The sequence below is a fragment of the Marinobacter sp. CHS3-4 genome (assembly GCF_030053415.1).
Classification (GTDB): Bacteria; Pseudomonadota; Gammaproteobacteria; order Pseudomonadales; family Oleiphilaceae; genus Marinobacter.
The window spans coordinates 1,143,789-1,163,469 of sequence record NZ_JASGBJ010000002.1 but is presented as its reverse complement, the minus strand read 5'-3'; the positions used below and the strand labels follow the sequence as shown (position 1 = coordinate 1,163,469).

The following is a 19,681-nucleotide window of genomic DNA, read 5'->3' as shown; positions in this document are numbered from 1 at the left end:
AGTTCGTGTCTGACGAGTATATTTTTGGCTGGCATGCCTTTGAAGCCGTACTGAAACGTGAACCCCAACGGTTACTGCGGGTGTGGATCCAGACCGGCCGGCAGGATAAGCGGGTAAAAAGCGTGACTGAGGCGCTGGATAGCCACGGCGTTGCCTGGGAGGTTGTTCATCGTCGGGAGCTTGATAAGCGGGTTGCGGGTGTCCATCAGGGTGTTGTGGCCCAGGTATCCGAAAGTCGCGAATGGAGCGAGGACGATTTGCTTCAGTCCCTGGCTGGCCAGGACGCTGCGCCTTTTCTGTTGATTCTCGATGGGGTCACCGACCCCCACAATTTGGGCGCGTGCCTGCGCACGGCGGATGCTGTTGGTGTTCAGGCAGTGATTGTGCCGAAAGACAAATCGGCATCGCTGTCGCCAACCGTCAGAAAGGTCGCTTGTGGCGCGGCTGAAACCGTACCACTCGTGCGTGTGACCAACCTTGCCCGATTCATGAGAACCCTACAGGATGACGGCGTTTGGCTGATTGGTACTGCTGGAGAGGCGAACAGCACGCTGTACCAGGCGGATTTCAAAGGTCCAGTAGCGCTGGTGATGGGCGCTGAAGGCAAGGGAATGCGTCGCCTGACCCGTGAACACTGCGACCTGCTCATCAATATTCCGATGCTAGGGCACGTAGATAGTCTGAATGTGTCGGTCGCCACTGGCGTTTGCCTTTACGAAGCCTTGCGTCAGCGTCTTGCATAGAGACTCCGATACCCCTAGAATACCGCACCCCTTTTTTTAGGGGCGCTTTTGTATTGCCTGAAACCAGCCTTGCTGGTGTCGGGCGTCAAAAAAGCGATAGAAGCCGGCAGCCTGGTCTGCCACCTCCTTGCTTCCTGTAGGAGTGCCCCGCGAGGCTCGTCTGCAAGAGGCTGTTTAAACCGTAGGGAGAACTCATGCGTCACTACGAAATCGTATTTATGGTACACCCGGATCAGAGCGAGCAAGTGCCCGCGATGATCGAGCGTTATACCAACCTCATCACTGAAGATGGCGGTCAGGTACATCGCCTTGAAGATTGGGGCCGTCGTCACCTGGCTTACCCGATCAACAAGATTCACAAAGCTCATTATGTCCTGATGAACGTTGAATGTTCACAGGGTGCGATGGACGAGATTACTCACAACTTCCGCTTCAACGATGCCATCATCCGCGACATGATCCTGCGTCGCGACGGTGCTGACACTGAGCTGTCACCGATGAAAGCATCTGAGTCCCGTGAAGACCGTCGTGGCGGCGGTGAAGATCGCCCACGTCGTTCCTCCGAGTCTGAGGAAAATCAGAATCGTCAGACTGAAGATCAGGACGAAGAAGAGTAATTAACCGGAGTTGAGGAGTTAAGTTATGGCTCGTTTTTTCAGACGTCGTAAGTTCTGCCGCTTCACGGCAGAAGGTGTGAAAGAGATCGATTACAAGGATCTGGACACCCTGAAAGGTTACATCACTGAAACCGGCAAAATCGTGCCTAGCCGTATCACCGGCACCAAAGCACGTTATCAGCGTCAGCTGGCTACCGCTATCAAGCGTGCCCGCTACCTGGCACTGCTGCCGTACTCGGACAGCCACGATAACTAAGATATAGAATCACAGGACTCGGGACCATGCGTGCACTGGCACAATTTGTTATGCGCGGTCCCCTGCAGGCGGGCGGGGTTGCAGTTGCTGCGACATTGGTCCCCCTGCTGTTCTGGATCGGTGCAGCGGTCATCGGCCTGGTTATTCTCAGGTTAGGTGTCCGTCAGGGACTGAATATAGGTCTTTGGGCACTGCTTCCAGCGCTGGGCTGGGCCTGGGTAAACGACCCGACATCCCTGGTGGTATTACTTCAGGTGTTTGTTGTGGCGTCGGTACTCAGGGTATCCCAGTCCTGGGAAAAGGCACTGATGTCTGGCACCGGTCTGGCCATTGTCACTGGCTGGCTGTTGCCACTGATTTACCCGGATATGCTGGACAGTCTGGTTCAGACCGGGGTGCAGTTTTACGAACAGTACAATGCTGAGATGGCGAAAACCTTTGGCGACAGCCTGGAGACCGTCATTCGGCAAACCATGATTGCGAGTATGGCCGGAACCTATCTGATGGTGGGTATCGGCATGACGATGTTGGCAAGATCCTGGCAAGCCAAGTTGTACAACCCGGGAGGTTTCCAGAAAGAGTTTCACGCTCTTCGGTTATCGCCGGCCATCGCAGTTCTCTGCGTGGTGATCACTGTGGGAGGCTCGTTTATCGGGCTGAACCCCATGCTGATGGGTTGGGCTGGCGCGTTTCCGCTGGTTTTGGCGGGCCTGGGGCTGATTCATGGGTCTGTGCGTCGAAAGGGGCTGAGTGGCCAATGGCTGGTGTTGTTCTATCTGGCGTTGGTTTTCCTGGGTCCGAGTCTGATGATTTTGTTATTGGTTCTGGCGTTTGTGGATAGCTGGTTGGACATCCGGGGGCGAATCAAGCCTGCGGACCCGGCTGAATAAAGCACGAAGAGGTTAACGAGATGGATGTTATTCTGCTCGAAAAAGTAGCAAACCTTGGTTCACTGGGTGACAAGGTTAAGGTAAAGGCCGGTTACGGTCGTAATTTCCTTCTGCCATATGGTAAGGCTGTTCCTGCAACTGCAGACAACCTTAAGGCGTTCGAAGAGCGTCGTGCCGAGCTGGAAAAAGCAGCTGCCGAGAAGCTGGCTGCCGCTCAAGCGCGTGGCGAAGCCCTGAATGGTGCATCGGTAACGATCACTTCCAAGGCTGGCGAAGAAGGCAAGCTGTTCGGTTCTATCGGTGTGCGTGATATCGCAGATGCAATCACTGCTGCCGGTACCGAAGTGGAGAAGAGCGAAGTTCGTCTGCCAGAAGGCCCACTGCGGGTTGTTGGCGAGTACGAAATTGAGCTGCAGCTGCACTCGGACGTAAGCGTAACCATCAATCTGGCGGTTGTTGCCGAGTAAACGACGGCGGCAAACCACAGAATGCTGGACAACTCGTGACCAGTGCACGAGCGAAACGGGCCCGGTTCCATTTTTGGTGGATTCCGGGCCTGTTTCGTTATGGGCTTCGTTATGGGCTTCGTTATGGATAGTGACGTTCTGGAAACGGATGTTCTGGTGTATGCTTGTGGTTTTAAAACACAGACGAAGTAGAGTCCATGGCCAACCCCAATTTCCAACCGGTTTCCAGTGATACGGAGACCAGCCGGATAAAAGTTCCCCCGCATTCCGTAGAAGCCGAGCAGGCTGTCCTCGGCGGCTTGATGCTCGACAACAGTCGCTTTGACGAAATTTCCGAGTTTATCTCTGCGGTTGATTTCTACCGTCAGGATCACCGCCTGATCTTCGGTGCAGTGGAGCGACTGGCGGGGGAAGGCGAGCCATTGGACGTGGTTACCCTAGCAGAGTTTCTCGAGCGCGCGGGTGACATTGAAGATGCCGGCGGGCTGTCGTATCTGGCGGAAATGGCGGAAAAGACCCCGGGTGCTGCCAATATTCGCGCTTACGCCGACATCGTGCGCGAGCGGTCAATCCTGCGTCAGCTGGTCGAAGCCTCCGGTAAAATTTCGGATTCGGCGTTTAACCCCCAGGGTCGAAACAGCAGCGAAATCCTGGATGAGGCCGAACGCAATGTCTTCAGGATTGCTGAATCCCGGATCAAGGAAGGGTCCGGTCCGCAGACGATCAACCCCATTCTGACCAAGGCGTTGAGCCGCATTGAGGAGCTGTTCGAATCGGGTGAAGCCACGACCGGCCTGACCACGGGGTTCAAGGACCTGGATGAGTGGACATCGGGCATGCAGCCTGCCGATCTGTTGATTGTTGCGGGCCGCCCGTCCATGGGTAAAACCACCTTTGCGATGAACATCGTTGAAAACGCGTTGATCACTACCGGCAAGCCCATTCTTGTGTTCAGTATGGAAATGCCCGCCGATGCACTGGTCATGCGTATGCTGTCATCGCTTGGTCGTATCGATCAGAGCAAGGTGCGAAGCGGTCGTCTGGAAGAGGACGATTGGCCGCGGCTGACGTCCGCCGTCAGCCTGCTGAAAGACAAGCCACTGTATATCGATGACACCCCCGGTCTCAGTCCCACTGAAATGCGTTCCCGTGCGCGCCGGGTCGCCCGCGAGAACGGCGGCGAACTGGGGTTAATCATGGTGGATTACCTCCAGTTGATGCGGGTGCCCGGGAATACCGAGGGCCGTACCGCGGAAATCTCCGAGATTTCCCGCTCGCTCAAAGGCCTGGCAAAAGAGCTCAGTTGCCCGATGGTGGCCCTGTCCCAGCTTAACCGTAGCCTGGAGCAACGGCCGAACAAGCGGCCAGTCAATTCGGACCTGCGAGAATCGGGCGCCATTGAGCAGGACGCCGACGTCATCATGTTTGTGTATCGGGATGAGGTATACAACGAGGACACGTCGGATAAGGGAATTGCCGAAATCATCATCGGCAAGCAGCGTAACGGCCCCATTGGTACTGTTCGGTTGGCATTTATCGGCAAATACACCAAATTCGAAGACCTGGCCCACGGCGATTATGGTGGTGACTACTGATGCCCAGATCCACAATCGCCCGAATTGACACCAACGCCATCCGTCAGAACTATCGCAGGGCCCTGGCACTGGGTAATGGCACCCGGGCCATGGCCGTTATCAAGGCCGATGGCTACGGTCACGGTATCCGTGACGTCGCTGTTGCCCTTAAAGACGAGGCGCCGAAATTTGCCGTTGCGTGCATTGAAGAAGCGCATGCAATTCGCGAGGCAGGCGTTTCCCAGCCCGTGGTGTTACTGCAGGGGCCACACAGCGACCAGGACATTGGAACCAGCGAAGCGGAAGGCTTTGAGCTGGTCATTCACAGTGAGCATCAGCTCAACTGGCTCGATCAGCAAGCAGTGGTGCCGGTGCTCTGGATCAAAGTGAATTCCGGCATGAATCGCCTTGGATTCTCACCGGCCGATCTCGAAGGCGTGATGGCTCGCCTGGAGGCGGCAGGGCACGGCCAGAAAATCACGGGGTTCGTCACCCATTTTGCCTGTGCTGACGACCCGTCCAGTGACTTTACCGCCCAGCAAACCGATTGTTTTGCGCGTGCAGTTGCCCCCTGGCCGCACCTTGAGAAGAGCCTGGGCAACTCAGCGGCTCATTTTCGTGAAGGTCAATCGCTTTACGACTGGAGCCGGCCCGGCATAATGCTTTACGGTGCGTCGCCAATGATCAACACATTCGGCCCCGACCTGGATCTGGAACCGGCGATGACGCTGGAGGCAGAATTGACCAGCGTTCGTACCATTCAGGCAGGTGAGGCTGTCGGCTATGGCGGCAGCTTTAAAGCCACGCAAGAAACCCGAATGGGGATCGTGGCCGTTGGCTATGGTGATGGTTATCCCCGCCATGCCGGCACGGATACGCCAGCCTGGGTAAACGGACGGCGTATTCGCCTGATTGGCCGAGTGTCGATGGACATGCTGGCAGTCGATCTGAATAATGCGCCGAACGCAAAGCCCGGCGACAGGGTAGAGCTCTGGGGCAAGAATATTTCTGTCGACGAAGTGGCCAGACACGCCGGCACCATCGGTTATGAGCTATTAACCGGGGTTACTGTGCGGGTGCCTCGGGTTCGTGAATGATTTCTTCGATGAAATCCAGGATGGAGGCCAGGCTCCGGTCGTCCAGTTTTTTCAGCACTTTGTGAACCACCATTTTGCTGCCCTTGAGCATGCTGCTGATGCCCATCTTGGCCATGCTCATCATCATGTTGCCGGCCCTGAGTCGGCGCAGTGGTTCCAGAAAGAAGAAATCCAGGCCGTTCTCGGTCAGATCGACAATAAGATTAAACAGCTTATCAATGGCTTCTTTGTCGGCTTTGCCCCGCGTTCTGAGTTCGTCCACGGTATAAAGTGAGCGGGTACGAAGCTCGTCTGGAATAGGTGCAACAATGTGACTCTGTTGTTTAAGCATGGCAGGTCCTGTTGTTGTATGCTCGCAGTGTGAGTTGTTGGCTGAAGTCTGTGGGCGTTAGTGTACGCCGATACCAAACACTGCCATTGGCTCTGGGTGCTCCCCGCACCGTCAAATCAGTAAAATCCCGATGATCAAACGGAGGCAGTAAGGCCCGTGCACGTTCTTGTAGTTCATGATTATGGTCCCCTGGGGAGGGTGTTGCTGGAAGACTTGCGCGAAACGTATCTGCAGGTCAGTCCACTGCTGATCAGCGAATTGGATAGCGTCGAGCTGACAGCATTGGAAAACTGGATTCCGGAGGACACTGGCCTGATTGTGAACGCATTGTGGCTGGCCGATCCCGAACTGGCCGAGAATGATCCCGAGTTTGCCCACAAAGCTTCCTTTTCATTGCCCGTTGCTTTGGCGGAATACGCCAACGCCCATGGCATGGCATTGCTTCAGCTTTCGTCCAGCTATGTATTCGATGGCCGTAAACAGAGCGCCTATATTGCATCCAATCCGGGGCAACCCTGCAACGAATTGGGCAATTGGCAGTGGGAGAGCGAGCAAGCCATCCGGACCTTGTTGAACCAACACATTCTTCTGCGTACGGGCTGGAGTCTTGGGCGTTTCGTGAGCAAGGTCCAGCAAGTGGCTGCAGCATCGGATACCATTCAGCTGCCGGGAAAATGCCGAGGTCAGCCGGTGACGGTAACCGATCTGGCCCGCGTGATAACGGCCATTGTTTTGCAGATCGATTGCGGTGCAGAGGTTTGGGGGACGTATCAATATGGTGGAGCTGAAGATATTTCCATGTACGAACTCGGCCTTGCCATTGCGGGTCTGCAAGGGATTCCAAGTGGTTTACGAGTGGTGGACGATATGCCGAAATGGGCGACGCTGGAGCCTGCCAACGCCACCATGATCTGCACCAAAATCCGGAACACCTTTGGCATCAAACAACTGCCTTGGCGCTCCGGTCTGTCTGAGGAGCTGGCATTGCTGTCCAGCGCCGGGAAAGTGTCAGAAATCAGCGACGAATTCACCTAATAAGCTTCGGGCCTAACAGGGCGCGTCTTCAATCCTTTGTTTGAGGCACCTCACCGCTTGCTTCGGCCGCTTCTCTTTCCACCATCTCGGGGGTTTCCAGCGACAGGCGCCCGAGCTTCCCGGCGCGAAATTCATTCAGTAACACTTCCGCCACCTTATGAAGGTCTGGCACACCACCCCTTCCCAGAAAGCGGCGCTTGAGAGCAATGCCATCCATCAGAGCAAGCCCGTCGGCCGGTCGATCCTCCAGGCCGTAGCGAGCCAGCACCTGATCCGGATAACGGTCGAGAAAAAAATCTGCAGCGAACAGTGCCACGTCCTCGAAATCGATGACTGCGCTTCGAATGGCCCCGCTGATCGCCAAGCGATAACCGCAAGCCTCGGGCGACAGCTTGGGCCAGAGAAACCCCGGCGTGTCATAGAGTAATACGTTGTCCGGCAACTTGATGGCCTGCTGGGCGCGAGTAACGGCCGGCTCGTTGCCGGTCTTCGCCACCGGGCGCCCGGCCAGGGTATTGATCAGCGTGCTCTTGCCGACATTGGGTATGCCCAGAATCATGACCCGCAGGGCGCTTTTCTGGCGATCGTGATCCGGCGTCATTTCCGTTGCCAGTTGGAGAATATCCAGAGCTTCGTTTCTCTGGTTGTGGGTCAGGGTAATCGCCCGGACGCCTCGCTCCTTTTCCAGCCAGGTCTGCCACTGGGCGGTTATATCGGGATCAGCCAGGTCTCTCTTGTTGAGAACCTTGATGACAGGCGTGTCACCGCGAAGAGCGGGTACCAGGGGGTTCTCGCTGGAAAACGGCAGCCGGGCATCCAGTACTTCAATGATCAGATCCATCTGAGGCATTACTTTTTTGATTTCCTTTCGGGCCTTGTGCATGTGCCCGGGAAACCAGTTAATCGCCATGGTGTGACTCCGGAAAAGGGTTGGAAGTGGCTAGGCTGCGCCATTATGGACGGGAATGACTAAATTTTCACATTTGCTTCAAACCGCCCGTGGCAGGCGCTTTGGCACACTGTGATGCGAAGTATGTACAAAAATCGGGGGGGACAGGGTGAAATCGGGGTTCGTTTTGTACTAGGGTGTAGGGCTCGAAAAAAGATAAGACACTCAATTGATCGTACGTGGAGATGATTATGAAGCTCGTGAAACTGTTTGGCATTGCGTTGATTGCTCTGGGTCTGAGTGCGCCAACCCTGGCACAGCAGCCGGACCAGGTCGACCAGCTGGCCAAAATGGTTGGTCTGAGCGATGACCAGCAGACAGAAATTCGCGGTATTCTGGACGAGATGCAGGCTGAGATTCAGGCGCTGAACACCCAGGCGCAGCAGCTGCAGCAGGAAATCCAGGGCCAGATCAAGCCAGACTACGACGAAGCCTCTATTCGCGAGAACGCGGCCGAGCTCGGCGAGATTACTGGCGAAATCGCAGCGCTTTCTACCATCATGCAGGCAAAAGTCGATAGCGTGTTCACTGAAGAACAGCGTGAGCAGCTGAACCAGCGCATGCAGCAGATGCAGCAGCAAATGCAGCAGCGTCGTCAGATGCAACAGCAGCAGTAAGTTTCAAACTTGCTGAGAACCGCCCCGGCCGCGAGGCCCGGGCGGTTTTTTTATGCCTGCTTTCCGAAGGGCTTGATCAGTAGGATCAATCTCGGCAGCAGTGTCAATGCGCCCAGCAGTGCCATGAACATGGCGAAACCGGTGAACAGGCCGAAGTAGATGGTGGGAATAAAGTTCGACAGCACCAGAATTGAAAAGCCTGTGATGATGGTCAGCGAGGTGAAGAACATCGCCTGTCCAATGCTGCGGTGGCAGCGATGCATGGTGGCAATGTAATCGCCGTCTTTCTGGAACTCGGTTTTGAATCGGTGAATGTAGTGGATAGTGTCATCCACCGCGATTCCGACTGTGATGGCAGCGACCGTAATGGTCATCATGTCCAGAGGAATGCCCAACCAGCCCATCAACCCCAGAACGGATCCTGCCGCTATCAGATTCGGCGCCATACCAATCAGCGCCAGGGTCAGTGACCGGAACAGCACCAGAAACATCAGGCTGATTGCCAGGAACACCACGCCAATGGTTTTGATCTGGGAGTCGAACAGGCTCTGGAGCATGTTGTTGTACATCACCATCATGCCGGTCAACTGAACCTGGTCGCTTTCGTATCCGAGCTCATCCGTCAGATGGGCTCTTATGCCGTCCAGCAGTGCCTGGCGGCGAAGATCCGGCAGGGTTTCCAGAACCCGGATGCTGAACCGTGCCTGGTCATGCTCTTCACTGATGTACGGGGTTAACAAAATATCCTGAAGGTCTTCCGGAATCGCTGACGGCACGAACGCCAGTTCCAGTGCGTTCAGTGGTTCCCCGCCGTTTACCTGAGCCAGAATGTCGAGGGTGGTGCTGATCGAGAGCACCTTGCCGGTTTCGGGCAGGCTATCCAGATAGTCGTGTACTTTTTCCAACTGGCTCATCTTTTTGTAGGTAAACCAGGTATCCCGATATTCCTCGTCTCCGCCGCAGTCCTCAACGAAGGGATCACAGTCGCTGGCAAAAGGATCGCTGTTTGCGCCGTTGGCCTCGCCTGCCGGCGGCTTGTCGTCGGTTATGACAACATCCAGTGGCGTGGTGCCGCCCAGGCGTTCGTCGATGGCGATCATGCCCTGGTGGATTTCAGTGCTGGATTTGAAATAGTCGATAAAGCTGTTTTCTACCGTCAGTCGGTTCAGACCAATCACACAAAGTACGGCAATCACGGCGGCACCCACCATTACCAGGCCGCCATGGTGCTGGGTGAGGTTGGCAAAGCGATCTGTGAAGGGGATGCGGTCTGCTTTCACCCGATCATCGACCGGGGGAGGCAGCAACGTCAGCAATGCCGGGAAAACCAGGAAGGTAATCAGGAAGGCAACGGTCAGCCCGAGGGTCATCATCCAGCCGAAATCAATGACGGGCCGAATGCCACTGAAGGTCAGAGATCCAAAAGCTACGATGGTGGTAATGGCCATGTAAAAACAGGGTTTGATCATGGCCAGAAGCGTATTTCGAAGTGTGTCTTTTGGGGGTGCTTCAGGAGCGTCGTGCTGGAACTCGCGGTAGCGTACGATCAGGTGAATGGTTAATGACAGCGTCATGATCAGCAGAAGCGACACGAAATTCGATGAAATCACCGTCACGGGCCACTGGGCCCAGCTCAGGTAGCCCAGCATCAGCCATACGGTGAAACTGCAGCACAGCAGCGGTACCATCACCCAGCGCCACTGTCGGAAGATCACGGCCAGAGTGAGCAAAAGGAAAATCAGCACACCCACGCCAAAGGTAGAGAGGTCGTTCTGGATGAAGCGAATCATGTCAGCGACAATCATGGGCACGCCGCCCAGGAAAATCTCCGCCCGATCCCTGTATTGATCCAGAATGTCACGGACCTGACTGATGGTTTTGTCCCGATCTTCTCCAAGCGACTCGGTGTAAGCGATGAAGGCCTGATTGGCCCGTTCGAGCTTTTGCTGCGCCTCTGTACTCGCTTCGCCAGCAGCGATCTTTTCCCGCAGTTCGTTGCGGGTATTCAGCAGATCGAAATAACGTTGAGGAGTCGGCAGGTTTACCTGAATGGCCGTGGTTTTGGCGTCCTCGCTGATCAGCAGATTGGGGTAAAGCGGGTTGTTCAGCAGGGCCTTCTTGGCCGTCTCTGGTGGAACCTCGTCTTCATCAATGGATTTGATCTCGGAATCCACCGTGTCCAGCGTCAGATCCGGGCTGTGAAGCAGCGGAACGTTCAGGATGCTATTGGTCGAACTGACCCGTTCGAGCGCCTGTAGATCGTTGCGAAGACGGGTGAGCAGGGCCAGGCCTTGCTGGCTGAATAATTCGGTGTCCGGCGTGAACGTCACAACCAGAAAGTCGTCAGAGTTGGTGAACCGGCGATTCACCTGCCGGTATTGTTCAAGAGAACGGTCATTCTCCAGAACCAGGGATTCGGCTGATGCATCCAGTCGGAACTGATCGAGTCGCAGGCTGGCGGTCAGCAGAAGCGCGCCAAAGATGACCAGCACAAGGATTGGGTGAGGAAGCACTACCCGCTCGTAAAATGATCGAAGCCAGGACATGTCAGAGGGCACCTATGCGTGGTTTTTTTCGAAGGCAGAGATGGTATGTCTGTACTGTGGTTTCGTAGGCGGGCCGTTGGCCGGTGCGCATTTGTGAGGCGTACCGGCCGACAGAACCTGACTTAGAAGTACAGGTTGAACATCACGTTTGCTGTGCCCAGCTGGAAGACGGTGTCACTGTTCGTGCCGCCCTGGTCAGCAATTTCGAGACCAACCTGGCCACTGACTGAGAATGCGTCGGTTACCATTGCTTCGGCCCCGAAGAAACCACCAATGCCAAAGCCGGTGTCTTCGGCACTGATAATGCCTGCGGATGCGCCGGCAAATGGGCGGACATTCTGCGAGATATTGTCGAGGTAATAACGTGCGCCACCGCCGAAGCCAATGACGGTATCAGTATTGCCACCGTTGTCGGCAATGGCTGCATAACCAAAAGGCATCAACTTGTCGCTGGTTCGCATGCCGACCATGAAAGATGGTGCAGTTGCTGAAATCTGACTTGAATCGACATTCAGACCACCAAAATTAAGTCCAAAGGGGTTGAAGCCCATCATCAGATCATTAGACCCAGAGTCCTGGGCACTCGCCATTCCCGTAGTTGTTAGGGCGGCTACAGTAGACAGTGCGATAAAGGTTTTTTTCATCATGGAAGCATTCCTAGCTAATTATCTGGGTGAAGAAGTCCTATAAGTCGCTTTCGAGGGTTAGATCAAAGCGTTCCCTGAGACTTCAGGCCGCCGTAACGTCGATTCGGCGGCGACCCAGATTGTCCGGTTTTTGAGTGCAATCTACAAGTTACGAGTGAACATGTGACATTAATAACCGGACCAGCAGCGAGGAATGCCGTTAATCGATCTGGGTGACCGCAATTTGGCCAGGTGGGGTGGATTCTGGAACATCTGGCACTGCCAGACCCAGATTGTTCTTTTCAAAGACGCGGTCAGCCCGATAGCTTGAACGCACCATGGGACCAGAAGGCACTTCCAGGAAGCCTTTTTCCAGCCCGATCTCCCGATAGCGGTTAAATTCTTCCGGGGTGACATAGCGCTCGACAGGCAGATGGTTTTTGGTAGGACGCAAGTATTGGCCGAGTGTAAGGATGTCCACGCCGATGGCGCGCAGATCGTCCATGGTGGCCAGTATTTCTTCCTCTGTTTCACCCAGGCCCAGCATCAGGCTGGTCTTGGTGAGAACGTCAGGACGATACTGCTTGGCGTGGGCAAGTACATCCAGCGTTTTGCGGTAACCGGCGCGGGGGTCGCGAACTCGCTGAGTCAGACGCTCGACGGTTTCCACGTTCTGTGCAAAAACGTCCAGCCCCGAATCGACCACTTTTTCAACGTTGGGCATGACCGCATCGAAGTCCGGGGTCAAGGCTTCCACCGCCACTTCCGGAGTGCGCTCTTTGATGGCCGAGACGCAGGCAGCATAGTGGCTGGCGCCACCATCTTCCAGGTCGTCCCGATCCACAGACGTAAGAACAATGTAGCGCAGGCCCATCAATTCAACCGACTTGGCTGTGTTCTCCGGTTCTTCATGATCCAGCCAGCCTTTGGGGTTGCCTGTGTCTACAGCGCAGAAACGACAGGCGCGAGTGCACACAGAGCCCATCACCATGATCGTGGCGGTGCCATTGTTCCAGCATTCACCGATATTGGGGCAGTGCGACTCCTGACACACGGTGCTGAGCCGGTGTTCCTGAACATTGCGACGAACCGCTTCGTAGCGCTCACCGCCGGGCATTTTTGCCCTTAACCAGGACGGCTTTCGCTGGGTTTTGGTGTCGATGATGCCCGAACCGGAGCGCTTTATTCCGTCTTTAATGGCCGAGAAACCATGCTCGTTGCGGAATTTGGAACCGCTGGTGACGCGGGGTTTTGCGCTATCGTTCATTACAGAGGGCTCTTTGGCGATGGCTTTGTCAGGAATAGTGTCAATAGTAAAAGGGTAATCCCGTGGCTCACGGGTTACAAGGCGGATACGGGCAATCACGGGGGCACCGGGTGCGACCTTGGTCGCACCCGGTATGGGGTTACGACGTTGCTTTGTTCAGTGCCTGAGTGATGTCGGCAATGATGTCGTCTACGTGCTCAATGCCAATGGACAAACGCACCAGATCTTCACTGACGCCGGCACTGGCCAACTCTTCCGGATTCAGTTGGCGGTGCGTGGTGGATGCGGGGTGGCAGGCCAGAGACTTGGCGTCGCCGATGTTCACCAGCCGGTAGATCAGATCCAGAGAATCGATGAATCTGGCGCCGGCCGTGTGGCCGCCTTTAATACCAAAACTCAGAATGCCAGAGGCTTTGCCGCCGCAGATCTTGTCGCAGGTTGCCTTGTAAGGGCTACCGGGGAGCGCAGCGTAATTGACCCACTCTACCGATTCGTGATCCTGCAGGAATTTGGCGACTTTCTCGGCGTTCTCGCAGTGACGCTCCATACGCAGTGCCAGGGTTTCCAGCCCCTGCATAATCAGGAATGAGTTGAATGGAGAAAGCGCTGACCCGGTGTTGCGAAGCGGCACAACGCGGCAGCGGCCAATAAAGGCGGCCGGGCCCAGCGCTTCGGTGTACACCACACCATGGTAGGAGGGGTCCGGTTCATTCAGCATCGGGAACTTGTCGGCATTTGCCGCCCAGTCGAACTTGCCGGAATCAACCACCACACCGGCTACCGTGGTGCCGTGGCCGCCGATGTATTTGGTCAGAGAATGGATCACGATGTCCGCACCGTGCTCAATTGGGCGGCACAGGAATGGCGTGCCGACCGTGTTATCCACCATCAGGGGCAGACCGTGTTTGTGAGCAATCTCGGCCCAGCGCTGGATGTCCACCACGTTGCCAGCCGGGTTGCCGATGGATTCACAGAACAGTGCTCGGGTGTTTTCGTCGATGGCGGCTTCCACGGCGTCGAAGTCGTCGTGGCGAACCATTTTGCAGGTGATGCCCTGGTTCGGCAGTGAATGGGCAAACAGGTTGTAAGTGCCACCGTAGAGCTGGCTGGTGCTGACGATATTGTTGCCCACTTTGCAGATGGTCTGAATGGCGTAGGTAATGGCCGCCATCCCAGAGGCTACTGCCAACGCACCCACGCCGCCTTCCAGCTGCGCCATGCGCTCTTCCAGCACCCCGTTGGTGGGGTTCATGATGCGGGTATAGATGTTGCCCTGCACTTTCAGGTCAAACAGGTCAGCACCGTGCTGAGTGTCGTCGAATGTGTAGGAGGTCGTCTGGTAAATCGGGGTGGTGGCGGCGTTCGTGGTCGGGTCGCCTTTAAAGCCTGCATGAAGGGCGAGGGTTTCTGGTTTCATTGCAACGATCCTGCTGTCGTGAATTTGTTTTTGGCTACCAAACATTAGCGACGTTGCCGTTCGCTGTCCATCAGTGTCTCCAGTCGATTCCTGCCATCCTTTTTTTTGTTGCCTAGGATGATATTGCGCTTTTGTCCGCTACCTTGTATGAAGGAGTGTGGTGGGTAAGGAATGCTTGGAGTTTATCGCCCGATGGCATAAAACGGGGGTTTCATGGTTGTAAAGGATACAGTAACCGCAACCGACTATTTCGATCAGGGATTTACTGTTTCGATCTCGAAATTGTTGGGTATGCTTCGCCGCAACTTTGGTATGGACCTCGCGTTCATCGGCAAATTTGAGCGCGGCTTTCGGTCGTCTGTCGTTCTGAACGCAGGAGAGCGATCAAAGCTTTCAGATAACGCCTATTTCTCCCACCCGGAAAACGATACCTACTGCCGAAAAATCGCTGACGGCGAGCTTCCCTGCATCATCCCGGACACCGGGCAAAACCCGATCACCCGTGACATGGCGGTAACCGATGACCTGTCGATTGGCGCCTACATGGGCGTGCCCATCTTTCTGTCCACCGGCGAAGTTTATGGAACTCTGTGTTGCCTCAAGCATTCCACTCATCACTCTTTGAACTCGCGCGATCCATCCCTACTGCGGTTTGTGGCTGAAGTGATCGCTGACCGGATCGAATCCCTTCGACAGTCAGATGGGCGGCTTAATGAGATCGAGGAACGAATCGACCAGGTCATCGCATTCGATGAACTGGACATGCACTTCCAGCCGATCTGGGGCGTCGAGAAGAATCGTGTCGCAGGCTATGAGGCCTTGGCGCGGTTTCAGACGGTGAATTATCGATCCCCAGACGTGTGGTTCAGCGAAGCCGAAGAAGTCGGGCAGGGCGAGCGCCTTGAGTCAGTGGCAATTCGCCGGGCTCTTGGTGCCCTGAAACATCTGCCCGAGGACTGTTTCATCAGTATCAATGCGTCTCCGGAGATGGTGCTTTCCAGAGTTCTGGCCAAACTCCTGTTAGGTACTGATGGCGAGCGCGTCATCGTGGAAGTGACGGAACATGCCAGAATAATGGACTATCAGGCGTTCAGAAACGCTGCCCAGCTGTTCCGGGCAATGGGCGTTCGATTGGCCATCGATGACGCTGGCTCCGGCTATGCGTCCTTCAAGCACGTGATGGAGCTGGACGCGGATGTCATCAAACTGGATCTGAACCTGATTCGGGGCATCGATTCGGACGTGAAAAAGCAGGCACTGGCAGCCGCGCTCATTTCATACGCGCGTCGCGTGGGCGCAGAGGTAGTGGCAGAGGGCGTCGAGACCCAACAGGAATTCTCCATGCTCAAAGAACTCGACGTCGACAAAGTTCAGGGCAGCCTGATCGGCAAAGCCGTCCCGCTTGATGAGATTTCCTGCAATCCCATCGTCTGACCATTCAGCCGGGCACAAAAAAAGCCACGATGAGAATCGTGGCTTTTTCGGAAGTCTGGTAGCAAGGGGCGGAGTCGAACCGCCGACCCCAGCATTATGAGTGCTGTGCTCTAACCAACTGAGCTACCTTGCCATTTCGTTGTGGGCTAGGCCCCAAACGAGGCGCGTATTTTCGTGATTTGCGCCGCGGCTGTCAAGACTGAACGCCGGTTTTCTTGGAAATTCCCCTCGGGTTTAGACGTTGAAGCGGAAGTGAATAACGTCGCCGTCCTGAACGATGTACTCTTTACCTTCCAGGCGCCATTTGCCGGCATCCTTTGCGCCGGCTTCGCCGTTGTACTTCACGTAATCCTCGTAGCTCACGACTTCTGCGCGGATAAAGCCGCGTTCGAAGTCTGTATGGATCACTCCGGCGGCCTGAGGCGCCGTTGCGCCGACTTTAACGGTCCAGGCGCGGACTTCCTTGGGGCCGGCGGTAAAATAGGTCTGCAGGTTCAGCAGGCCGTATCCGCCGCGGATAACACGGTCCAGGCCGGGTTCTTCCATGCCCATTTCCTCAAGGAACATGGACTTCTCGTCGTCTTCCAGTTCCGCAATCTCTGCTTCAATCTTGTTGCAAATGGGCACCACAACCGCATTTTCGGATTCAGCGATTTCTTTCACCTTGTCCAGATGTGGGTTGTTCTCGAAGCCGTCCTCGCTCACATTGGCGATGTACATGGTGGGCTTCACAGTTAGCAGGCACAGCTCACGGATCAGCGCCATCTGGTCTTTGTCCAGGTTCATGCTGCGCACGGGCTTGCCTTCGTTCAACACGGGCAGCAGCTGCTCGAACATCTCCAGCTGGGCCTTGGCTTCTTTGTCGCCGCTCTTGGCCACGCGCTGAACCCGCTTGATGGCTTTCTCGACTGTGTCCAGATCGGCCAGGGCGAGTTCAGTGTTGATTACTTCGATGTCGGACGCCGGGTCCACTTTGTTGGCAACGTGAATCACGTTGCCGTCTTCAAAGCAGCGCACCACATGGGCAATGGCGTCGGTCTGGCGGATGTTGGCCAGGAACTGGTTGCCCAGGCCTTCACCTTTGGAGGCGCCGGCCACCAGGCCCGCGATGTCAACGAATTCCATGGTGGTGGGCAGAATTTTTTCGGGCTTCACGATCTCGGCCAGTTTGTTCAGCCGCGGATCTGGCATGGCCACCACACCGGCATTGGGCTCGATGGTGCAGAACGGGAAGTTTTCAGCACCGATGCCGGATTTGGTCAGTGCGTTGAACAGGGTGGATTTGCCGACGTTTGGAAGGCCGACGATGCCGCAGTTAAATCCCATGGAATGCCTCTGCTGGGTCCGAAAAAATTGTGGCCGGATTATACCGGTTTGAAGCTGTGTAGGCGATTCATCGCCGCGGCCAAATTGCCGTTGGCGGCATCCGGTAATACACGCATGATCTCGTCGCTGACCGCGTTGAGTTCTTCGGTCTCTTTTTTGCCAAGACGACCGAGAACGTAACCGGTTACTTTGCGGCTGTCACCGGGGTGGCCGATGCCTATTCGAAGACGTTGAAACTCGTTGGTGCCCAGGTGTGCAATGGTGTCCCGAAGGCCATTATGGCCACCGTGGCCGCCACCTTTTTTAAGCTTGGCTGTGCCGGGAGGGATATCGAGTTCGTCGTGGGCAACCAGAATCTGTTGCGGCTGAATCTTGAAAAAATCGGCCAGGGCTTTGATGGCGAGCCCGCTGCGATTCATGTAGGTGGTTGGGTTCAGGAGGTGCAGGTCGAGGCCCTGCCACTGAATGCGGGCGTAGAGCCCGTGGTATTTCTTTTCGGGGCGGAGCGTCTGGCCCGCATCGCGGGCCAGAGCATCGACGAAAAGAGCGCCGGCGTTGTGTCGGGTATTTTCATAGTCGGGGCCGGGATTTCCGAGCCCCACCACCATGAGTATATCCTGAGCCATTGTCCGACACTCCCGGAGTGGTTACTCCTTGTCTTCGCCGTCCTCGTCTTTCTTGGCCTTCTTCTCAGGCTTCTCAGCCTTTTCGGCCTCTTCGTCTTCCTCGGTCTCTTCGTCGTCTTCAACCTTGGCAGCGCGAGGCTTGTGAATGGCCGCAACCGGCAGGTCGTGATCTTCACCGTGAGTCAGAGCGGCAATGGTGACACCCTTCGGCATCTTCAGGTCGCTCAGGTGAACCACTTCGTCCATGCCAACGCTGGCCATGTCGACTTCGATGAACTCAGGCAGGTTCTGTGGCAGACAGATCACTTCTACTTCGTTGATCTGGTGAGTCACAACGCCACCCTGGAGCTTGACGGCTTCTGCAGTTTCTTCGTTGATGAAGTGCAGCGGCACGTTCATGTGGATCTCGTGATCCTTGTCGACGCGCAGGAAGTCAGCGTGGGTCAGCAGAGCCTTGTAAGGATGGCGCTGCAGATCTTTCAGGACCACGCTCTCTTTTTTTCCGTCCAGCTCGATGGTCAGGATGTGAGAGAAGAAAGCTTCGTTTTCCAGGGCTTTCTTCAGCTCGTTGTGCCAGATCGCAATCGGAGTGGCATCTTTGTTTCCGCCATAAATAATGGCTGGAATCTTTTTCTCCTCACGACGCAGGCGGCGGCTCGCACCTCTCCCCTGATCGCCCCGAGGAAATGCTTCAATAACGTATTCTTGAGACATTTCAATAACCTCGATGGTCACCCGAGCGGCCCGCGACCAGGTCCTGAACAGGTGATAGTTTCAAATGTGCCGGATTTTCCGGCGGACTAAACAGACCGGGAGCCGCCATTTCCTCTCTGATCAGATCAGAGACGTCTTGGGGCTCCCGGTCCGAATTCTTCTCGTTAGAACAGGCAGTTAGCCGATCAGGCGTTTTCGAACATCGCGCTGATGGACTCTTCGTTGCTGACCCGGCGGATCGATTCCGCCAGCAGGCCTGCCATTCCGAGGACGCGGATTCTATCACAATTCTTGGCTTTGTCACCCAATGGAATGGTGTCGCAGACCACCAGTTCGTCAAGTTGTGACGCGTTGATATTGTCGATGGCGGGGCCAGACAGCACCGGGTGAGTGATGTAAGCGATCACTTTGGACGCGCCATGCTCTTTCAGGGCATTGGCTGCCTTACACAGGGTGCCAGCGGTATCAATGATGTCATCCACCAGGATACAGGTCTTGTCTTTCACATCACCGATGATGTGCATAACCTGCGACACATTGGCCTTCGGGCGACGTTTGTCGATGATGGCCAGGTCGGCGTCGTCCAGCTTCTTTGCGACCGCGCGGGCGCGAACAACGCCGCCTACGTCTGGCGAGACAACGATGAAGTTTTCAAAACGCTGTTTTTCGATGTCCTGCAGCATGACCGGTGTGGCGTAGATGTTATCTACCGGAATATCGAAAAAGCCCTGAATCTGATCGGCGTGAAGGTCAACCGTCAGAACGCGGTCAACGCCGATGCTGGAAATCATGTCTGCAACCACTTTTGCGCTGATGGCAACGCGAGTAGAGCGAACCCGACGATCCTGACGGGCATAGCCGTAATAGGGGATCACTGCGGTTACCCGGGTGGCTGATGCGCGGCGCAGTGCGTCGGCCATCACGATCAGTTCCATCAGGTTGTCGTTGGTTGGGTTGCAGGTCGGCTGGATGATGAACACATCGTGCCCGCGAACGTTCTCATTGATTTCAACGGTGGTTTCACCGTCACTGAACGTGCCAACGGTGGCCTGTCCCATGGGGATGTGCAGCTTCTGGGCAATGGCTTTGGCAAGCTCAGGATTGGCGTTACCAGAAAAAATCATCAATTTGGACACGACGGAATCCTTC

General features: G+C 55.6%; 20 protein-coding genes and 1 tRNA gene. 10 read left to right on the top strand and 11 right to left on the bottom strand.

Features of this window, described 5'->3' with window-relative positions:
• Positions 1–5 precede the first annotated feature (5 nt).
• The 7 genes from rlmB (at position 6) to alr (ending at position 5,644) form a co-directional block, all read left to right on the top strand.
• Positions 6–743 carry a 23S rRNA (guanosine(2251)-2'-O)-methyltransferase RlmB gene (gene rlmB, locus QLQ17_RS13275; RefSeq protein ID WP_283210054.1) on the top strand — a complete coding sequence of 246 codons (738 nt, stop codon included), beginning with the start codon at positions 6–8 and terminating at the stop codon, positions 741–743.
• A 194-nt stretch (positions 744–937) separates the two neighbouring features.
• Positions 938–1,360, top strand: coding sequence for a 30S ribosomal protein S6 (gene rpsF / locus QLQ17_RS13270; RefSeq protein WP_283210053.1), 423 nt, complete (start codon positions 938–940; stop codon positions 1,358–1,360).
• A 25-nt stretch (positions 1,361–1,385) separates the two neighbouring features.
• Positions 1,386–1,616 (top strand): 30S ribosomal protein S18, encoded by a 231-nt coding sequence (rpsR, locus tag QLQ17_RS13265; RefSeq protein ID WP_007154918.1) that lies wholly within the window; start codon positions 1,386–1,388, stop codon positions 1,614–1,616.
• Positions 1,617–1,642: 26 nt separating this feature from the next.
• Positions 1,643–2,506: a hypothetical protein gene (locus QLQ17_RS13260; protein ID WP_283210052.1), complete on the top strand. Its 864-nt coding sequence runs from the start codon at positions 1,643–1,645 to the stop codon at positions 2,504–2,506.
• A gap of 20 nt (positions 2,507–2,526) precedes the next feature.
• A complete protein-coding gene (gene rplI / locus QLQ17_RS13255; RefSeq protein WP_283210051.1) occupies positions 2,527–2,973 on the top strand; it encodes a 50S ribosomal protein L9 in 447 nt (148 codons plus the stop codon).
• Between the two features lie 197 nt (positions 2,974–3,170).
• Positions 3,171–4,568 (top strand): replicative DNA helicase, encoded by a 1,398-nt coding sequence (gene dnaB, locus QLQ17_RS13250; protein ID WP_283210050.1) that lies wholly within the window; start codon positions 3,171–3,173, stop codon positions 4,566–4,568.
• Entirely contained in the window at positions 4,568–5,644 is a 1,077-nt protein-coding gene (gene alr / locus QLQ17_RS13245; protein WP_283210049.1) for an alanine racemase, read from the top strand. The genes dnaB and alr overlap by 1 nt, the downstream gene beginning before the upstream one ends.
• On the opposite strand, the gene QLQ17_RS13240 is transcribed toward alr, so the two are convergent.
• Positions 5,613–5,975 carry a hypothetical protein gene (locus tag QLQ17_RS13240; protein WP_283210048.1) on the bottom strand — a complete coding sequence of 121 codons (363 nt, stop codon included), beginning with the start codon at positions 5,973–5,975 and terminating at the stop codon, positions 5,613–5,615. The two genes, alr and QLQ17_RS13240, sit on opposite strands and share 32 nt — an antisense overlap.
• A 156-nt stretch (positions 5,976–6,131) precedes the next feature.
• Here QLQ17_RS13240 and QLQ17_RS13235 point away from each other — a divergent pair, with 156 nt between their 5' ends.
• The gene (locus tag QLQ17_RS13235) at positions 6,132–7,010 is read left to right on the top strand and encodes an SDR family oxidoreductase (protein ID WP_283210047.1); all 879 of its coding nucleotides are present in this window, start codon (positions 6,132–6,134) and stop codon (positions 7,008–7,010) included.
• A gap of 28 nt (positions 7,011–7,038) precedes the next feature.
• On the opposite strand, the gene ylqF is transcribed toward QLQ17_RS13235, so the two are convergent.
• Positions 7,039–7,920, bottom strand: a complete 882-nt coding sequence (ylqF, locus tag QLQ17_RS13230) for a ribosome biogenesis GTPase YlqF (RefSeq protein WP_283210046.1) — start codon at positions 7,918–7,920, stop codon at positions 7,039–7,041.
• 230 nt (positions 7,921–8,150) lie between these two features.
• On the opposite strand from ylqF, the gene QLQ17_RS13225 reads away from it, so the two are divergent.
• A complete protein-coding gene (locus tag QLQ17_RS13225) occupies positions 8,151–8,576 on the top strand; it encodes a Spy/CpxP family protein refolding chaperone (protein ID WP_283210045.1) in 426 nt (141 codons plus the stop codon).
• A 50-nt stretch (positions 8,577–8,626) separates the two neighbouring features.
• Here the strand turns inward: QLQ17_RS13225 and QLQ17_RS13220 are convergent, their stop codons facing one another.
• From QLQ17_RS13220 to QLQ17_RS13205, 4 genes are all read right to left on the bottom strand, one after another.
• Entirely contained in the window at positions 8,627–11,122 is a 2,496-nt protein-coding gene (locus QLQ17_RS13220; RefSeq protein WP_283210044.1) for an efflux RND transporter permease subunit, read from the bottom strand.
• A gap of 122 nt (positions 11,123–11,244) precedes the next feature.
• On the bottom strand, positions 11,245–11,769 hold the full coding sequence (locus QLQ17_RS13215) for a hypothetical protein (RefSeq protein WP_283210043.1): 525 nt from the start codon (positions 11,767–11,769) through the stop codon (positions 11,245–11,247).
• A gap of 199 nt (positions 11,770–11,968) precedes the next feature.
• A complete protein-coding gene (lipA, locus tag QLQ17_RS13210; RefSeq protein WP_283210042.1) occupies positions 11,969–13,015 on the bottom strand; it encodes a lipoyl synthase in 1,047 nt (348 codons plus the stop codon).
• 139 nt (positions 13,016–13,154) lie between these two features.
• Complete coding sequence (locus tag QLQ17_RS13205) at positions 13,155–14,432, bottom strand: O-acetylhomoserine aminocarboxypropyltransferase/cysteine synthase family protein (RefSeq protein ID WP_283210041.1); 1,278 nt, start codon at positions 14,430–14,432, stop codon at positions 13,155–13,157.
• Positions 14,433–14,645: 213 nt separating this feature from the next.
• Here QLQ17_RS13205 and QLQ17_RS13200 point away from each other — a divergent pair, with 213 nt between their 5' ends.
• The gene (locus tag QLQ17_RS13200; protein WP_283210040.1) at positions 14,646–15,866 is read left to right on the top strand and encodes a sensor domain-containing phosphodiesterase; all 1,221 of its coding nucleotides are present in this window, start codon (positions 14,646–14,648) and stop codon (positions 15,864–15,866) included.
• 56 nt (positions 15,867–15,922) lie between these two features.
• On the opposite strand, the gene QLQ17_RS13195 is transcribed toward QLQ17_RS13200, so the two are convergent.
• The 5 genes from QLQ17_RS13195 to QLQ17_RS13175 all read right to left on the bottom strand — a co-directional run bounded on the left by QLQ17_RS13195 (position 15,923) and on the right by QLQ17_RS13175 (position 19,668).
• Positions 15,923–15,999 (bottom strand) — tRNA-Met (locus QLQ17_RS13195).
• A gap of 101 nt (positions 16,000–16,100) precedes the next feature.
• Positions 16,101–17,192 (bottom strand): redox-regulated ATPase YchF, encoded by a 1,092-nt coding sequence (gene ychF / locus QLQ17_RS13190; RefSeq protein ID WP_283210039.1) that lies wholly within the window; start codon positions 17,190–17,192, stop codon positions 16,101–16,103.
• 38 nt (positions 17,193–17,230) lie between these two features.
• Positions 17,231–17,818 carry an aminoacyl-tRNA hydrolase gene (gene pth / locus QLQ17_RS13185; protein ID WP_283210038.1) on the bottom strand — a complete coding sequence of 196 codons (588 nt, stop codon included), beginning with the start codon at positions 17,816–17,818 and terminating at the stop codon, positions 17,231–17,233.
• 21 nt (positions 17,819–17,839) lie between these two features.
• On the bottom strand, positions 17,840–18,532 hold the full coding sequence (locus QLQ17_RS13180) for a 50S ribosomal protein L25/general stress protein Ctc (protein ID WP_283210037.1): 693 nt from the start codon (positions 18,530–18,532) through the stop codon (positions 17,840–17,842).
• A 185-nt stretch (positions 18,533–18,717) separates the two neighbouring features.
• Positions 18,718–19,668, bottom strand: coding sequence for a ribose-phosphate diphosphokinase (locus tag QLQ17_RS13175; protein WP_283210036.1), 951 nt, complete (start codon positions 19,666–19,668; stop codon positions 18,718–18,720).
• Positions 19,669–19,681 lie beyond the last annotated feature (13 nt).

Excerpts from the sequence above, each read along its gene's own strand:
- QLQ17_RS13205 (WP_283210041.1), bottom strand. The coding sequence starts at position 14,432 with ATGAAACCAGAAACCCTCGCCCTTCATGCAGGCTTTAAAGGCGACCCG.
- ychF (WP_283210039.1), bottom strand. The coding sequence starts at position 17,192 with ATGGGATTTAACTGCGGCATCGTCGGCCTTCCAAACGTCGGCAAATCC.
- rpsF (WP_283210053.1), top strand. The coding sequence starts at position 938 with ATGCGTCACTACGAAATCGTATTTATGGTACACCCGGATCAGAGCGAG.
- dnaB (WP_283210050.1), top strand. The coding sequence starts at position 3,171 with ATGGCCAACCCCAATTTCCAACCGGTTTCCAGTGATACGGAGACCAGC.
- ylqF (WP_283210046.1), bottom strand. The coding sequence starts at position 7,920 with ATGGCGATTAACTGGTTTCCCGGGCACATGCACAAGGCCCGAAAGGAA.
- lipA (WP_283210042.1), bottom strand. The coding sequence starts at position 13,015 with ATGAACGATAGCGCAAAACCCCGCGTCACCAGCGGTTCCAAATTCCGC.
- rplI (WP_283210051.1), top strand. The coding sequence starts at position 2,527 with ATGGATGTTATTCTGCTCGAAAAAGTAGCAAACCTTGGTTCACTGGGT.
- QLQ17_RS13180 (WP_283210037.1), bottom strand. The coding sequence starts at position 18,532 with ATGTCTCAAGAATACGTTATTGAAGCATTTCCTCGGGGCGATCAGGGG.
- QLQ17_RS13220 (WP_283210044.1), bottom strand. The coding sequence starts at position 11,122 with ATGTCCTGGCTTCGATCATTTTACGAGCGGGTAGTGCTTCCTCACCCA.
- QLQ17_RS13260 (WP_283210052.1), top strand. The coding sequence starts at position 1,643 with ATGCGTGCACTGGCACAATTTGTTATGCGCGGTCCCCTGCAGGCGGGC.
- QLQ17_RS13240 (WP_283210048.1), bottom strand. The coding sequence starts at position 5,975 with ATGCTTAAACAACAGAGTCACATTGTTGCACCTATTCCAGACGAGCTT.
- QLQ17_RS13225 (WP_283210045.1), top strand. The coding sequence starts at position 8,151 with ATGAAGCTCGTGAAACTGTTTGGCATTGCGTTGATTGCTCTGGGTCTG.
- QLQ17_RS13200 (WP_283210040.1), top strand. The coding sequence starts at position 14,646 with ATGGTTGTAAAGGATACAGTAACCGCAACCGACTATTTCGATCAGGGA.
- alr (WP_283210049.1), top strand. The coding sequence starts at position 4,568 with ATGCCCAGATCCACAATCGCCCGAATTGACACCAACGCCATCCGTCAG.
- rpsR (WP_007154918.1), top strand. The coding sequence starts at position 1,386 with ATGGCTCGTTTTTTCAGACGTCGTAAGTTCTGCCGCTTCACGGCAGAA.
- QLQ17_RS13215 (WP_283210043.1), bottom strand. The coding sequence starts at position 11,769 with ATGATGAAAAAAACCTTTATCGCACTGTCTACTGTAGCCGCCCTAACA.
- pth (WP_283210038.1), bottom strand. The coding sequence starts at position 17,818 with ATGGCTCAGGATATACTCATGGTGGTGGGGCTCGGAAATCCCGGCCCC.